This is a genomic window from Nocardioides aestuarii (genome assembly GCF_039527245.1).
GTDB lineage: Bacteria > Actinomycetota > Actinomycetes > Propionibacteriales > Nocardioidaceae > Nocardioides > Nocardioides aestuarii.
Genome location: NZ_BAAAJT010000002.1, coordinates 319217 through 334505, shown reverse-complemented (window position 1 = coordinate 334505; position 15289 = coordinate 319217). Strand labels below are relative to the sequence as shown.

13 protein-coding genes are annotated in these 15289 nt (G+C 73.9%); 7 read left to right on the top strand and 6 right to left on the bottom strand.

Translation table 11 applies throughout. The features are described from left to right. Positions 1–10: 10 nt before the first annotated feature. The 3 genes from ABD091_RS01700 to ABD091_RS01690 are packed head-to-tail and all read right to left on the bottom strand — an operon-like array spanning position 11 to position 2415. On the bottom strand, positions 11–1306 hold the full coding sequence (locus tag ABD091_RS01700) for a phytoene desaturase family protein (protein WP_343915391.1): 1296 nt from the start codon (positions 1304–1306) through the stop codon (positions 11–13). A gap of 30 nt (positions 1307–1336) precedes the next feature. Then, positions 1337–1918, bottom strand: coding sequence for a DUF4126 domain-containing protein (locus ABD091_RS01695; protein ID WP_343915390.1), 582 nt, complete (start codon positions 1916–1918; stop codon positions 1337–1339). After that, entirely contained in the window at positions 1918–2415 is a 498-nt protein-coding gene (locus ABD091_RS01690) for a YbaK/EbsC family protein (RefSeq protein WP_343915389.1), read from the bottom strand. The genes ABD091_RS01695 and ABD091_RS01690 overlap by 1 nt, the downstream gene beginning before the upstream one ends. Positions 2416–2465: 50 nt before the next feature. Here ABD091_RS01690 and ABD091_RS01685 point away from each other — a divergent pair, with 50 nt between their 5' ends. From ABD091_RS01685 to ABD091_RS01655, 7 genes are all read left to right on the top strand, one after another. Continuing rightward, positions 2466–2969, top strand: a complete 504-nt coding sequence (locus ABD091_RS01685; protein WP_343915388.1) for a hypothetical protein — start codon at positions 2466–2468, stop codon at positions 2967–2969. A 175-nt stretch (positions 2970–3144) separates the two neighbouring features. Next, a complete protein-coding gene (locus ABD091_RS01680) occupies positions 3145–3528 on the top strand; it encodes a DUF6504 family protein (protein WP_343915387.1) in 384 nt (127 codons plus the stop codon). 14 nt (positions 3529–3542) lie between these two features. Continuing rightward, a complete protein-coding gene (locus ABD091_RS01675) occupies positions 3543–3989 on the top strand; it encodes an SAV_6107 family HEPN domain-containing protein (protein WP_343915386.1) in 447 nt (148 codons plus the stop codon). Further along, positions 3982–7755: a DNA polymerase III subunit alpha gene (locus ABD091_RS01670; RefSeq protein WP_343915385.1), complete on the top strand. Its 3774-nt coding sequence runs from the start codon at positions 3982–3984 to the stop codon at positions 7753–7755. The genes ABD091_RS01675 and ABD091_RS01670 overlap by 8 nt, the downstream gene beginning before the upstream one ends. Before the next feature lie 22 nt (positions 7756–7777). Further along, a complete protein-coding gene (locus ABD091_RS01665) occupies positions 7778–8506 on the top strand; it encodes a methyltransferase (RefSeq protein ID WP_343915384.1) in 729 nt (242 codons plus the stop codon). Positions 8507–8530: 24 nt separating this feature from the next. Continuing rightward, entirely contained in the window at positions 8531–9757 is a 1227-nt protein-coding gene (dinB, locus tag ABD091_RS01660) for a DNA polymerase IV (protein WP_343915383.1), read from the top strand. A gap of 92 nt (positions 9758–9849) precedes the next feature. Next, positions 9850–10311, top strand: a complete 462-nt coding sequence (locus ABD091_RS01655; protein ID WP_343915382.1) for a DUF3040 domain-containing protein — start codon at positions 9850–9852, stop codon at positions 10309–10311. Positions 10312–10593: 282 nt separating this feature from the next. On the opposite strand, the gene ABD091_RS01650 is transcribed toward ABD091_RS01655, so the two are convergent. The 3 genes from ABD091_RS01650 to ABD091_RS01640 are packed head-to-tail and all read right to left on the bottom strand — an operon-like array spanning position 10594 to position 15287. After that, positions 10594–12993 (bottom strand): transglutaminase TgpA family protein, encoded by a 2400-nt coding sequence (locus ABD091_RS01650; protein ID WP_343915381.1) that lies wholly within the window; start codon positions 12991–12993, stop codon positions 10594–10596. Next, the gene (locus ABD091_RS01645; RefSeq protein ID WP_343915380.1) at positions 12990–14261 is read right to left on the bottom strand and encodes a DUF58 domain-containing protein; all 1272 of its coding nucleotides are present in this window, start codon (positions 14259–14261) and stop codon (positions 12990–12992) included. Before ABD091_RS01645 ends, ABD091_RS01650 begins: the two co-directional genes overlap by 4 nt. A gap of 27 nt (positions 14262–14288) precedes the next feature. Beyond that, a complete protein-coding gene (locus ABD091_RS01640; RefSeq protein ID WP_343915379.1) occupies positions 14289–15287 on the bottom strand; it encodes an AAA family ATPase in 999 nt (332 codons plus the stop codon). Positions 15288–15289 lie beyond the last annotated feature (2 nt).

The window sequence follows — 15289 nt, the reverse complement described above, 5'->3', positions numbered from 1 at the left end:
CGGCAGCGACCTAGCGCTCCGCGGGGCCGACGACCTGCGCGACCAGCGCGGCGGAGAGGCCGACGAACGGGACGCCGCCACCAGGCGCGGCGTGGGCGCCGGCGGCGTACACGTTCGGGACGGGGGTGCGCGGGCCGAGCCGCTGGCGCACGGTGCCGCGGCCCTGCCACAGCACGCCCATCGAGGAGCCGCCGCCCTCGACCTGCGCGCGGGGCGAGCGGTCGACCCGGGCGACGACCCTGTCCCGCACGTCGACGTGGTGGCGGGCGAGGGCCGTGAGGAGGTCCTCCGAGACCTGCCCGCGCGCGTGCAGGGTCCACGCCGTGTGGCCCTCCGGCGCCCGTCCGCCCGCGCGCACGACCACCACCGGATCTCCGTGCAGCACCAGCTCGTGGCCGACGTCGGGGACCGGCCCGACGAGGCCGAGGTGCGTCACGACCGGCGGGATCGCCGGCATCGTGCGGGCGACGTGGGGCGCGAGCGTCGGCAGCAGGCGCGGGTCGACAGCACAGACCACGGCATCCGCGTCGACGATGCCGGCCGAGGTGACGACGCCCACGCATCGGCCGTCGCGCACGACGAGGTCGACGACGGTCGTCCCGGTGACGACCTCCACCCGGCGGGTCGTGAGCCGTCGGGCGAGCGCGTCGGTGAGGGCGGCGAAGCCGCCGGGCACGGTCCACGCGCCGAAGCGCTGCTCGAGGTAGGAGTGGAGGCCGAGCCAGGACGGGACGTTGCGCAGGTCGTGGCCCTCCGCCACGAACCGGTGGCCGGCGACGAGCCGGAGCCGCTCGTCGCGGAAGTCGCGACGCAGCCGCTTGTGGAGCGTCTCGCGGTCCTCGAGCGCTCGGGTGACCTCCCGCGGCCGCGGGTCGGTCGGGACCTCGACGTAGTCGCGGCGCAGCAGCTCCCAGGTGTCCGCGTAGGACGCCACGTGGTCGGCCCAGGCCTGTCCGCGCCCCGGGCCGAGCTCGTCGAACGCCGCGACCTGGGCCGCGCGCGACCCGCCCGGCAGTCGGACCTCGCTGCCGTCGGCGAACCGGTGGCGGCGGATCACCTCGACCGGCTCGAGGTCGAGCTCCTTCTCGAGCGGCCGACCGGACTTGCGGAACAGGTCGCGCAGCACGGCGGGCAGCAGCGTCGAGTGGGCGCCTCGGTCCCACGCGAAGCCGTCGGCCTCCTCGAACGTCAGGGCCCCGCCGAGGGCGTCGCCGCGCTCGACGAGGGTGACGGCGTGGCCGAGCTTGGCGAGCCGGGCCGCCGCGGCCGCCCCGCCGAGCCCACCACCGACGACGACCACGCGCATGGCGCAGAACCTATCCGGTGGGCAACCGGGTCAGGCGGGTGCCGGCGTACGACGCCAGCGGCGCCAGCCGCGCCGGATCAGTCGCGCCACGAGGTAGAGCACGACCAGCCCGCCGGCGAGCAGCACCCCCGCGATGCCGGCGGCGGCGCGCGGGTGCTCGATCGCGAACCAGACGACCGCGAGCACGGCGACGTCCTCGGTCAGGCTCGCGAGGACGTTGGAGACGGGCTCGGGGGAGGAGTTGATGGCGAGCCGGCTGCCGGCCTTGACCGTGTGGGACAGCAGCGCCGTGCCGCCGCCGACGACGCCGAGCACGGCCTGCTCCAGGGAGGACGCGTCGCCCGCGAGCAGCACCCCGATCACGGCACCGGCCGTGGGGCGGATGGCGGTCGAGATCGCGTGCCACGTGGAGTCGATGTAGGGGATCTTGTCGGCGACGAACTCCATCGCGTAGAGGAAGCCCGCGACCGCCAGCACGTCCCAGCGGCCGAGGGCGTCCGGGACCTGTGACAGGTCACCGACACGGTCGGCGATGCCGAGCACCAGCACGACGAGGTAGGCGTTGACGCCGCTGGCCCAGCCGCTGGAGAAGGCGAGCGCGAGCGACTCCACTAGTCGACGTCGATCTCGGTCGCGCCGGTCATGGCCAGCAGCTCGTCGACGGACGTGGAGAAGACGGCGGCCGGGTGGCCGGCGGCGGCCCAGATGACGTCGTGGCGCCGCAGCCAGGTGTCGAGGTAGGTCGGCACCGGCGCCGGGTGGGCGATGGGGGAGACGCCTCCGATGACCTGACCGGTGTGGCGGCGTACGAACTCGGCGTCGGCCCGGCCGAGCCGGCCGACCCCGATCCGCTCGGCGGTCGCCGTGACGTCGACCCGGTGCGCCCCCGAGGTCAGGACGAGGACCGGGCTGGCGTGGGGGCTACCGTGGTCCCCCTGGTCCGACGTGAAGACCAGGCTGTTGGCGATCGCACCCACCTCGCAGCCCAGGGCCTCCGCGGCCAGGGCAGCGGTGTGGACCGACGCGGGCAGGACCACCACCTCCCCGGTGCCACCGAGGCGGGCGTGCTCCTCCCGGAAGCGGGTGATCCCGGCGTGCTCGCTCGTCATACTGGGCGAGCCTACGAGACTCGGCTCGAGAGACGGATGAGGAGCGAGGAGTGACGGGACGGCAACGACCGGCGGCGGTGAGCAACGCGTTGCGCGTGCAGTGGGCGCTGGTGGCGATCGGCACCATGAGCGCGGTGCTGGCGGTGGTGCTGCGCGACGACCTGCTGATCTCGTGGATCGAGTCCAACCCGGCCGCCCAGGCCTACTACGACCAGGGTGGGCTGGAGGCGCTCGAGCAGAGCTCCATCTCGATCCCTGCGTTCGTCCCCGTCGCCGTGGTCTCCTTCATCGTCTACGCGTGCCTGGCGTGGGTGATCGGGGCGATGTTCCGTGCCGGGCACCGCTGGGCCCGCTGGTCGCTGCTCGCCCTCGCCGTCGCGATGCTCTTCGCGGCCTACGTCGTCGCGCAGGCCTCGCCGCCCACGCCGTTCGTGGTGCTGGGCGCGGTCGCCGTGGTGCTCGACCTGGTGCTGGTGTGGCTGGTCCTCCAGCGCGACTGCGGCGAGTGGGTCCGTGCCGCGGAGCTCGCTGAGGAGCACCAGCAGCCCGCGTGAGCTCCCTGCGGGACGGGCTGCCGCCGATTCCTTGACGGCCTGTCGGGGGACGGGTGTACCTTGGGATTGTTCGAACACGCGTTCGAACGATCCCCGGCGGGGCGACCTCGACCCCCGCCCCGCCGGGTCCACGTGTCCGGGGTCGGCGGGGTCGACGAGGCGCGAGGAGGCTGGGATGAGGCTGTACGACGACCCCGTGGAGGTACGGCGCGGCTGGGTGGAGGGGCCTGGCCACCACGGCGAGGGGCCCGAGCAGTTCCTGTGGCGTGGCCGGCTGTGGAAGGTCCGGTCCGTGCTGGCCCACTGGGTCGAGACCGGTCCGTGGTGGCAGGCCGCCGGCGTGCGGGCCGTGATCGGTTCGGACGTGCCGGCCGGAGCGGTCGCGCAGGAGCCGCAGCCGACGGGCGGGCTCGCCACCGACCTCCTCGTCGAGCGCGAGCTCTGGCGGGTGGAAGCCGGACGGGGCCTCGCCGCCGGGGACGGTCCCGGCGCCGGGATCTTCGACCTGTCCTTCAGCTGGGGCGACGGCCGCTGGCAGCTCGTCGGCTGCGTCGACTGAGGGGAGTGGCCGCCATGACTGCTCACCACGCCGGTCCGACGCTGCTGCCCGCGACCACCCACTCCTATCTCGGGCGGGCCGCCGAGTCGCTCCAGGAGGCGATCACCGCCCCGGACGTGCCGACTCGCTACGCGTGCGCCCACGTGGCGGCGCTGCGGGCCGCCGCGGCGCTCCTCGCCGCCCGGGCCCGTCCGACCGCCGGGCGGCGACGGCCCCAGCGCAACGCCTGGGTGCTGCTGGCCGAGGTCGCGCCCGAGCTGGAGGAATGGGCGCGGTTCTTCGCCGCCGGTGCGGCGAAGCGCGCCGCCGCCGAGGCGGGGTCGACCCGCGCGGTGACCGAGCGCGAGGCCGACGACCTGGTGCGCGACGCCGACCGGTTCCTCGCGCTGGTCGAGCAGGCGCTGGGGCTGGTGCCCCACGCTGCGCTCGACCACCACCTCCCGGTCGCCAGCGGTGCCTGACCCCTTCGTCCACCTCCACGTCGCCTCCGGCTACTCCCTGCGCTACGGCGCCTCCCACCCGCATCTGCTGGTGGAGCGGGCGGTCGAGCAGGAGATGGACACCCTCGCCCTCACCGACCGCGACGGCACCTACGGCGCGGTCAAGTTCGCCCGCGCCTGCCACCAGGCGGGGGTTCGGCCGGTGCTGGGCGTGGACCTCGCCCTGGCGGAGCCACCCGGCGTCGCGAGGACCACCCCGCCGCGCACTCCCGTGCGCGGTGGGTCCCACCGCGACCTGCCCACGGCCCGGGGCGGTCACCCCCGGGTCCGGCTGCTGGCCCACGCGGGCGGCCCGGGTGGGGGATCGGCCGGCTGGGCCGCGATCTGCCGGCTGCTGTCCGCGACCCACCTCGCGGGTGAGCGTGGCCGGCCGCTCGCCACCCTCGACCTGCTGGCGCCCCACCTCGCCGGGGGTGACGTGGTGGTGCTGCTCGGCCCCGACTCGGCCGTCGGTGCTGCCCTCACCCGCCGTCGCGACGACCTCGCACTCGCCGCCCTCGCCCCGTGGCGCGAGCTCGTGCCGACCGACAACCTGCTGCTCGAGGTGGTCAGCCACCGGCTGCCCGGCAGCGGCGGTGACTGGGGCCCCGGCACCTCCGTCCACGCCGCCCGCACCCTGGGGCTGGCCGAACAGGCCGGGCTCGGAGCAGTCCTCACCAACGCCGTGCGCTACGCCGACCGGCGCGACGCGCCCACCGTCGACGTCCTCGACGCGGCCCGTCGGCTGGTCGCCCTCGACCGCCGCCACCTCGATCGCCGCAACGCCGAGGGCTTCCTCAAGTCCGGCAAGCAGATGGCGGACGTCGCCGAGGAGGTGTGCCGCCTCGCCGGGGTGGGGGAGTCCGACCGCGAGGCGCGCCGGCTGCTGGCCGCGACCCGCGCGGTCGCCGACCGGTGCGCGCTCGACCCGCGCGCCGACCTCGGTCTCGGCGTGGTCCACCTGCCCGAGCTCGAGGTCGCCTCCGGCGGCCGCGACGGGAGCGGGGAGGGAGTGGCCGACGCGCTGCTGCGCGAGCGGTGCGAGGCCGGCATCGGACGGCGCTACGGCGCGGCACCGCGCCAGCGGATCTGGAAGCGGCTCGACGACGAGCTCGAGACGATCCGGACCCTCGGCTACGCGTCCTACTTCCTCACGGTTGCCGACATCACCGACCTGGTCAGGACGCTCGGGGTGAGGTGCGCTGCCCGTGGATCCGGTGCCGGCAGCCTGGTGAACTACCTGGTCGGGATCTCCGGGATCGACCCGATCCGCCACGACCTCCTCATGGAGCGCTTCCTGTCGCCGTTGCGCCACTCGCTGCCCGACGTCGACCTCGACGTCGAGTCCGCGCGCCGGCTCGAGGTCTACGAGGCGATCCTCGACCGCTACGGCGGCGAGCGCTGCGTCTGCGTCTCCATGATGGACACCTACCGCGTCCGCCACGCGGTCCGTGACGTCGGTGGCGCGCTCGGGATGCCGCCCGGCGAGACCGATGCGATCGCCAAGGCGTTCCCCCACATCCGGGCCCGCGATGCCCGGCTGGCGCTGCGCGACCTCCCCGAGCTCGCAGCGAGCGGCCTCACCGATGCTCGCCTCGAGCTGTTCTTCGACCTCGTCGAGCGGCTCGACGGGCTGCCGCGCCACGTCGCGATGCACCCCTGCGGTGTGCTGCTCTCCGACGCGACGCTGCTCGACCGCACCCCGGTCGAGGCCTCGTTCGCAGGCTTCCCGATGAGCCAGTTCGACAAGGACGACGTGGAGGACCTCGGCCTCCTCAAGCTCGACGTGCTCGGGATCCGCATGCAGTCCGCGATGGCCCATGCGGTCGCCGAGATCGCCCGGGTCGACGGCGCGCAGGTCGACCTCGACGACGAGGCCCAGGTCCCCCACGACGACCCCGAGACCTACGCCTTGATCTCGAGTGCCCGCACCCTCGGCATCTTCCAGATCGAGTCGCCCGGCCAGCGCGAGCTGGTCGGCAAGTCCGGCCTCGACGGCTTCGGCGACATCATCACCGACATCTCCCTCTTCCGGCCCGGCCCGGTCAAGAGCGACATGATCACCCCCTACCTCGAGGTCAAGCAGGGGTGGAAGGACGTCGCCTACCTCCACCCCGACCTGGCGCCGATCCTGCGCGGCACCCACGGAGTGGTCGTCTTCCACGAGCAGGTGATCGAGATGATCGCCTGCTTCGCCGGGGTCACCTACGCCGAGGCCGACGAGAAGCGCCGGGCGCTCGGCGACGTCGAGGGGATGGCCGAGACCAAGGCCTGGTTCCTCCCTCGTGCGCTCGGACGGGGCTACCCGCTCCCCGTGGTCCAGCGGGTCTGGGAGGTCCTGGCCGCGTTCGCCAGCTTCGGCTTCTGCAAGGCCCACGCCGCGGCGTTCGCGCTGCCGACGTTCCAGTCGGCCTGGCTCAAGACCCACTGGCCGGCCCACTTCCTCGCCGGCGTCCTGACCCACGACCCCGGCATGTACCCCAAACGGCTGATCCTCGACGACGCGCGCCAGTGCGGCATCCAGGTGCTCGGCCTCGACGTCGACCGCAGCGGCCGCCACTACCTCGTCGAGCGGGTCGACAGCCCGCTCGGCTACGGCATCCGGCTCGCCCTCGACGAGGTCAAGGGCATGAGCGCGGCCGAGGCCGACCGGATCCTGGCCGCCCGCCCCTACGCCTCCCTCACCGACTTCTGGCACCGCGCACGGGTGTCGCAGCCGATCGTGGAGCGGCTCGTGCTCACCGGAGCCTTCGACCGGATCTACGGCATCGGCGACGCTCGGACCGGATCCCGTCCGGTCCCGACCACCCGGCGAGACCTGCTGCTCCAGGTGATGGAGCTCGACCGCCACGCCCGGTCCCTCGACCGGGCGACGCGGGGTCGAGGACTCGGCGGACGGCGCCGGTCCGCGACGCCGGCGCGACAGGAGCCGGTCGGCGACATGGCCGCCCGCAACAGCACCGACCCGCACGACCGCGACGCCGCGCGACCGACGGAGCGACACGCGCTGGCCGACGGCGGGGTGTGGGCGCGCGCCAGTGCCCAGTCGAGGGCGACCCCCGATCCCGACCCGGTGGCGTCGGTCCAGCTGGCGCTCGACCTCGGCGACGCGCCGGGGGAGGGCGAGGTCTCCGGCCTGCCCGAGATGGACGACGAGGAGCGGCTGCGCGCCGAGCTCGAGATCCTCGGGCTCGACGTCTCGACCCACGTGGTCGAGCGCTACGCGCCCTTCCTCGACGAGGTCGGAGTGACCCGCAGCCGCGACCTGCTCCGGCGGCGCAGCCGGGCCGAGCTGCTGGTGGCCGGGGTCAAGGTCGCGACCCAGACCCCGCCGGTCCGCTCGGGACGCCGGGTCGTCTTCCTCACCCTCGACGACGCCACCGGGCCGGTCGACGCCACCTTCTTCGAGGACGCCCAGGGCCCCTACGCCGCCACGGTGTTCGGCTCCTGGTTGCTGGTGGTCCGCGGTGAGCTGCGCCGTACCGGCCCGAGGGGGGTCTCCGTGCGCGCCACCGGAGCGTGGGACCTCCCCGCCCTCCACGACGTGTGGGAGCGCGAGGGCCTCGATGCCGTCCACGCCGCGATCTCGGCCGTGCCGGAGGGGTTCGCCCCGCCGGAGCGACAGCGTGTGCTGGTCCACTCCAGCGGCTTTCGGATGTCGCCCTACGCCGACGTGAGGCCCGCGGGCGTCCCCGCCAAGGACGTGTCGAGGACGCTGTGGCACCGCAGCCCCGGGAGCCCGGGATGAGCGACCCCCTAGGGTTGGGGACATGCCGAACGAGCGCCCCAGCGAGCGCCGCCAGTCCGCCCGTACCGCGGTCGTGTGGGGCGGGCTCCAGCCCGTGCTCGACCGTCCGGCCGGTCAGGACGTCCTCGACATCGGCGGCGGGACCGGCGGCTTCGCCGTCCGGGTGGCCGAGCTCGGCCACCGCGTGCGGGTCGTCGACCCCAGCCCGGACGCGCTCGCCGCGCTCGACCGGCGCGCCCGTGACCACGGCGTCGAGAATCGCGTCCGCGGCCAGCAGGGCGACCTCTCCACCCTGCTCGACGTCGTCGAGCCGGCCAGCGCCGACGTGGTGCTCTGCCACGGCGTGCTCGAGGTCGTCGACGACCCGGCCGCCGCGCTCGCCACGATCACCGAGGTGCTGCGCCCCGGCGGTGTGCTCAGCCTGCTGGTCGCCCAGCGCCACGCTGCTGTGGTCGCCCGCGCGATGGCGGGTCACTTCGAGCAGGCCCGCGCGCTGCTCGACACCACCGAGGCCGTGGGTCGGTCGGGCCGCCGGTTCACCCGCGACGAGCTCGAGTCGCTGCTCGCCTCGGCCGGACTCTCCGTCGACTCGGTCCACGCCGTCCGGGTCTTCAGCGACCTGGTCCCCGGGAGCTTGCTCGACCTCGAGCCCGGAGGGACGGCCGCGTTGCTCGAGCTGGAGCAGGCGGTCGCGGAGCGTCCCGAGTACGCGCCGCTCGCCGCGCAGCTCCACGTCCTCGCCCGGCGCTGAGCCGCGCCCCCTCGTGGGGCTGCCGTGACCGATCCCGCGGACCTGTCCTGGGACTGCCCCGTCCTCCACGTCGACATGGACGCGTTCTACGCCTCCGTGGCTGCCCGCGGTCGCCCTGACCTCGCCGGCCGTCCGGTCGTCGTGGGCGGCGGCAGCCGGGGCGTGGTGCTCTCGGCCAACTACCTCGCCCGCGAGCGCGGTGTCCGGTCGGCGATGCCGATGACCCGAGCCCGGCGCCTGTGCCCCCGGGCCGTCGTCCTCGCACCCGACTTCGACACCTTCTCCTCGGTCTCGTCCTCGGTGATCGAGACCTTCCGTCGCGTGACTCCGCTGGTGGAGGTGCTCTCCCTCGACGAGGCGTTCCTCGACGTCAGTGGCTCGACCCGACGGCTCGGGTCCCCCCGGGAGATCGCCGAACAGGTGCGCTCCTACGTCCACGACGAGCAGGGCATCACCTGCTCGGTGGGCGTCGCCGCCGCGCCGAGCGTCGCCAAGCTCGGGAGCCGCCTCGCGAAGCCGGACGGCGTGGTCGTGGTCCCGCCCGACCAGGTCGTCGCGGTGCTCCACCCGCTCGACGTCGGCGACCTCTACGGCGTGGGCGAGAAGACCCGGTCCCTGCTCCACCGGTTGGGGCTGGTGACCGTCGGCGACGTCGCCCGCACCCCGGTGCCCACGCTCCAGCGGGCGCTCGGCCACCACCTCGGAGCCCACCTCCACGAGCTGGCGTGGGGGGCGGACCGGAGGCCGGTCGTCGCCCGGCACGCACCGGCGTTCTTCGGTGGCGAGCCCGACCGCTCGATGGGCGCCCAGGAGACCTTCGGGTTCGACACCGACGACCGCGACGTGGTCGTCCGCGAGCTGCTGCGGCTGGCTGGGCGTGTGGGTCGCCGGATGCGGGTGGCCGGTGTCGCCGGACGCACGGTCGCGATCACGGTGCGCTTCGCGGACTTCACCACGATCACTCGGTCCCGCACCCTCCCCGAGGCCACCGACGTCACCAGCGAGATCCACCGTGCCGCGACCCGGCTCTACGACGCCCTCGGCCTCCAGCGTGCCCGGGTCCGGCTGGTCGGTGTGAGGGTCGAGGGTCTCGTGCCGTGCGTGCGGGTCCACCGGCAGCTGCTGCTCGGCGAACCGGAACGGGGCTGGCGCGAGGCCGACCGGGCGGTCGACCGGGCGATCCGCCGGTTCGGGAGCGACGCCGTGGCGCCGGCGAGCCTCCTCGGCGGTCGGGCCACGCGTAGTGCGTAGGTAGGAAATCTGGGGGAAGGGATACCGCCCCAACCAGAGGCTGCCTATGCTGGGAGGCACCCCCTTGCTGGACCCGACGCCTGGAGGAACCCGTGCCTCTCTCCGAAGAGGAGCTGCGACTGCTCGAGCAGATGGAGCGCGCTCTCGTCGAGGAGGACCCGAAGTTCGCCTCCACCCTGCGCGGCACCTCGCTGCGCAGCGTCGCCCGGCGCCGCGCCATCCTCGCCGGGGTCGTCTTCATCGGTGGCATCGCGCTGCTGATGGTGGGCGTGACCGTCCACTGGGCGTGGGGCATCGCCGGCTTCCTGGTCATGCTCGGTGCCGCCACCCTCGGCCTGGCCGCGATCCGCGGTCAGCGGCCCTCGGCGGCCCAGCCGCAGCAGGCCCCCGAGGCCCCGACCGCCGACGGCCTCACCCTCATCCAGGGCGGCCGCAAGCAGCGTCGCCCCAAGGCTCCCAAGGCCCCCAAGCAGTCCCGCTCCCGCTCCCACGGCTCCTTCATGGAGCGGATGGAGCAGCGCTGGCGCCGTCGCCGCGAGTCCGGCGGATTCTGAGCGCAGCCGCGTCAGCGGATGCGCTGATGGTGGTCGAGCGAGGCGCGCGACCGAGGCACGAGGTCGCGACCGCCGTGTCGAGACATGGCAGCCGCGTCAGCGGATGCGCTGATGGTGGTCGAGCGAGGCGCGCGATCGAGGCACGAGGTCGCGACCGCCGTGTCGAGACCTGGCAGCCGCGTCAGCGGATGCGCTGATGGTGGTCGAACGGGGCGCACGGTCGAGGCACGAGGTCGCGACCGCCGTGTCGAGACCTGGTGCCTCCGGGGTCCGACTCAATCGCTAGCCCACGTGGTCGACCACGCTTCCGTGGCGGACGAGCTCGGGCGGCGTGTCGGCCGCACGACGTGACGCGCGGGTGCGCCAGGGGAGCACCGAGGCAGGCCACCACGTCGCACGGCGTACGGCGCGGTCGCCGGCGCCGCCCCGGAGCGAGGCGACCACGAGCTCGACGTCTGCCACCACCCGCGGGTCGGTGGTCACTGGCTCGTCCCCTCGAGGACGGGCGTAGCGCTCCCGCTCCTGCCGCTCCACGAGTCGGTCGAGCGCCTCGGCCGCCTCCGGGGCGGTGTCGCGACCCCGCGGCGGGCGGTGCACGGAGTCGGCCGGGTCGGTCGCACCGAGCCAGCCGGCGACGACGCGACCGGTGTCGCGAGGTGACCGGTGGTCCGGCCACGGGAGCCCGAGGTCGATCGACGTCGCGCGCACCTCGGCCCACGCGGGCTCGATCGCTCCGGTGAGGCGCTCGCGCATCCGGCTCCGACGGACGATCCGTGGCGCGAGCGCGAGCAGCACGAGCAGGAAGCCTCCCGCTGCCCAGCCCACCGCTCGCGTCCACGACCGGTCCTGGCCAGCGCCCCCGGTGGTGTCGGCCTCGGGGATCGCGCCGGGGTCCGGCTGCTGGTTGGGTCCCTGGTTCTGGCGGGGGTCCTGGCTGGCCTGCGACTGGCTGGGCTCGTTGTCGGGGTCGACGCTCGGGATCCGGCCGAGGGTGTAGGCGGGCACCTCCGCGGCGCGGTCCGAGGGTGTGGGTTCGAAGGCGATCCAGCCCGCACCCTCGAAGTAGAGCTCGGGCCAGGCGTGGAGGTCGTCGGTGGAGTACTCGTAGGTGCGCGGGCCGATCTGGTCGGGCGTGAGGAACCCGACGGCCACCCGGGCGGGGATGTTGAGCGAGCGTGCCATCGCCGCCATGGCCGAGGCGAACTGCTCGCAGTAGCCGACCCGACCGCCGTCGCCCTCGGTCAGGAAGGCGACCAGCTCGTCGGTGCCGTTGCCGGTGTCGACGTTCTGGGTGGAGTACTCGAACCCGCCACGCTCGCGGAACCAGTCCTGGAGCGCGACTGCCTTCTCGTAGCGGGTGGGGTACTCCCGGGTGACCTGCTGGGCGAGCGACCGGACGAACGTCGGGAAGTCGTCGGGCACCTCGATGTAGTCGCGGCTGACCTGACCGGCCCACGAGCCGGCCTCGGAGAGGTCGACGGCGTCGTGGTCCACGACCACCTCGGTGGCCTGGTAGCTGCTGCCGCCGGCGTTGAGGTCGTCGTCGGCGGCGAGGAAGTCCAAGGTGGTGGTGTCGTAGCGCCAGTCGCCCGGAGCGACGACGCGCTCGCTCGGGAAGGGGGTCGGCAGCCAGTTCGAGTTGAAGCCCACCATGCCGGTGAGCTCGGTCTGGTAGCGCTCGCGGGGGAGTGAGGGATCGATGTCGTCTGCGATCGGGATCGGCCCGTCGGCTCGCTGCTCCTCGGGGATGTCGCGGTCGCCGGTGCTCCACTCGTTGTCGTTGAAGCGAGTGAGCGCGGCGATCCGGAGGTAGCGCGGATCGGGGTTGTCGGTCGTGACGCGCACCAGCGGCTGGTCCTCGCTGCTGAGGAAGTCACGACGCAGGTCGGTCATCGGGTTGTCCACGGTGATGTCGCCCCCACCGCCGCCGCCCGAGCCGAACCCGAGCACGTCGAGCGAGAGGGTCGGGACGAACTGGGGCACCAGCACGGCGAGGAGCAGCGTGGCCGAGCCCATCGTCGCCGCGGCTCCCCGCACCGCGTGGGCGCTGCCCGCGGGCGAGCTGTCGGCCGCACCGCCGAGGCCGCGACCCCACCGCGCGGTCTGGTCGCGCTGCTGGAGGAAGAGCAGCAGCAGGAACCCGCCGGCGGTCAGGACGAAGCTCCACCACGGCACGCCACCGCCGAGCATGCCGACGGGGATGGAGTAGATGACCAGCAGCGGCAGCCCGACCAGCGGCACCCGACGCAGCCCGCCGACGATGGTGTCGATCGCGACCAGGCACAACCACCCCCCGAGCACGAGGAGCGGGTCGATGCCGGGTGCGTCGGCGGGAACGGGCGCCTGGTAGCGCTGGGCGGTGGTGACGGCGGTCGTGATCTCCGACCCCAGGCTGAGCCACCCTGCACCGGTGACGACCGGAGCTCCCGCGACCAGGCTCGTGGCGACGAGCCCGCCGACCACGAGCTGGAGCAGGAGGACCAGCGCGGCCGGCACCCGCAGCCGGCGGGAGACGGCGCCGATGAGCAGCACGACGACCGCCAGGCCGAGGAGGGGGACCAGGAACTCGCCGGGCACGTCGGTGAACCCCCGCCACGCGGTGGTCGCCAGCCAGCCCGTGGCGAGGGCGGTCGCGGGCAGCACGAGGACGTCGAGCAGGCCGGGGCGACGCAGGCGGCTCACCGGACCGACCCCACGGCGTCGCCGGGTCCTCTCGCGGCCTGCGCGTTGGAGAGGGCGAGGTCCTGCCAGACCTGGGGGAGCCGGTCGCGCGGACCGAGCGTCACCGCTCGCCAGCCCTGGCTGGTGAGCAGCGGGGTCGCGGGACCGGCGCCTGGCCGACCGCCCCACGCCTCCACGTCGAGCGCGATGGCCAGGGCGGGGACGGAGTGGTGGAGCATCCGTCGGAAGACCGGGGCGTCGAGCTCGCCGACGGCTCCCGTCACCGCGACGAGCAGCCCGCCGTTGTGGGGGTCCGCGAGCCACCCGGTCTCGAGCCAGGACTGATCGACGGCGTGGACGACGGCCAGCGACTCCAGCAGCGGTCCGGTGTTCATCTCCGCGTCGCGGACGTGCCACGACGTCGAGGGGTCGTCACCGGTGGCCGTCACCAGCCGGACCATGAAGCCGCGCTGGGCGAGGTGGACGGCGAGCGACGCGGTCGCCGACACGGCTGCCTCGAGGGACGACGCGACACCCTGGCCGCGGTGGCTCCTGGCCCGGTTGTCGAGGAAGAGCGTCGCGCGGCTCTGCCACGGCTGCTCCTCGCGGCGGACCATCAGCTCGCCCGTCCGTGCCGAGCTCAGCCAGTGGACGCGGCGCAGGTCGTCGCCGCGGCGGTACTCCCGCACCGTGACGTCCTCCGCGCTGCCGCTCGCGAACGCTCGGGGCCGGTTGTCGCCGGACCCGGTCCAGGCGCCGCCGATGGGCACCTGGGGGAGGGGCACGGTGCGGGGGATGATCGTGATCGGCACCGTGGTGCGGAACGAGCGCCCGAGCTCGACGAGACCGAACGGGTCGGAGACCCGGACGGTCATGGGGCCGATCTCGTACTGACCCCTCACGTCGGAACGGATCTGGTAGGTGACGTCACGACGCCAGCCGTGCCCGATGCCCTCGAGCACGAACCGGGGCCGGGTCCCGAGCACGTAGGGGACGTGGTCCTCCAGCATCAGCACGCCGCTGGGTGTGCGGCCCTCGTTGGTCATCGACAGCGTGACGGTGGCGGGGTTGCCCGCGGTGATCAGCTGGGGGTTCACGGTCCTCACCAGGGACAAGCGGTAGCGGCTGCGGCCGATGAGCGCCGCTGCGAGCAGCGGCAGCACCGCCACCAGCACGCCGACGCGCGTCAGCTGCTGCTGGCCCATGACGACCGCGCAGACACCGGCAGTGATGCCGGCGGCGAGGAACGCGCGGCCGCGTACGGTCAGCCCCGCCAGCGCCTCACGCACGTCGGGCCCCCGGACCACCGTCGGTCGTCACGACAGCGGTGCCCCACCCGGGACCGGCACGGAGGTGACGATCGCCTGCAGGATGTCGCGGGTCGACCGACCGCTCATCGCGGCCTCGACGCTCGGCAGCAGCCGGTGCGCCAGCACCGGCTCGGCCAGTGACTTGAGGTCGTCGGGCAGGACGTAGTCGCGACTGTGGATGGCGGCGCGCGCCTTGGCAGCACGCACGAGGTGGAGCGTCGCTCGCGGCGAGGCGCCGAGGGTGAGGTCGCTGGAGCGGCGCGTGGCCGCGGTCAGCGCGACGGCGTACTTCTGCACGGCGTCGGCGACGTAGACCTGCGCCACGATCGCGGCGAGCTTGCGGATCTCGGACGCGTCGGTGACCGGCTCGAGGTCGTCGAGCGGGTTGCTCTGGGTGTGGGAGGAGAGCATCGCGATCTCGGCCGCCTCGACGGGGTAGCCGACCGACACCCGCGCCATGAACCGGTCGCGCTGGGCCTCGGGGAGTGCGTAGGTGCCCTCCATCTCGATCGGGTTCTGGGTCGCGATGACCATGAAGGGGGAGTCGAGCTGGTAGGTCGTGTTGTCGACCGTCACCTGCCGCTCCTCCATGCACTCCAGCAGTGCGGACTGGGTCTTGGGAGAGGCGCGGTTGATCTCGTCGCCGACGACGATGTTGGCGAAGATGCCGCCCGGTCGGAACTCGAACTCGCGGGTGTTCTGGTTGAAGACCGAGACGCCGGTGACGTCGGAGGGCAGCAGGTCGGGCGTGAACTGGATGCGCCGCACGGAGCAGTCGATGCTGCGCGCGAGTGACTTGCTGAGCATCGTCTTGCCGACACCGGGGACGTCCTCGATGAGCAGGTGCCCCTCGGCGAGCAGCACGACCAGCGCGGCCGAGACGACGTCCGGCTTGCCCTCGATCACGCGCTCCACGTTGGCGCGCACCCGGCCCACCACCCGGGTGACGGTCTCGAGGTCGGCCCCTCCGGCGCCGGTGCTGGTGCCGGTCTCGTGCGTCTCCACTG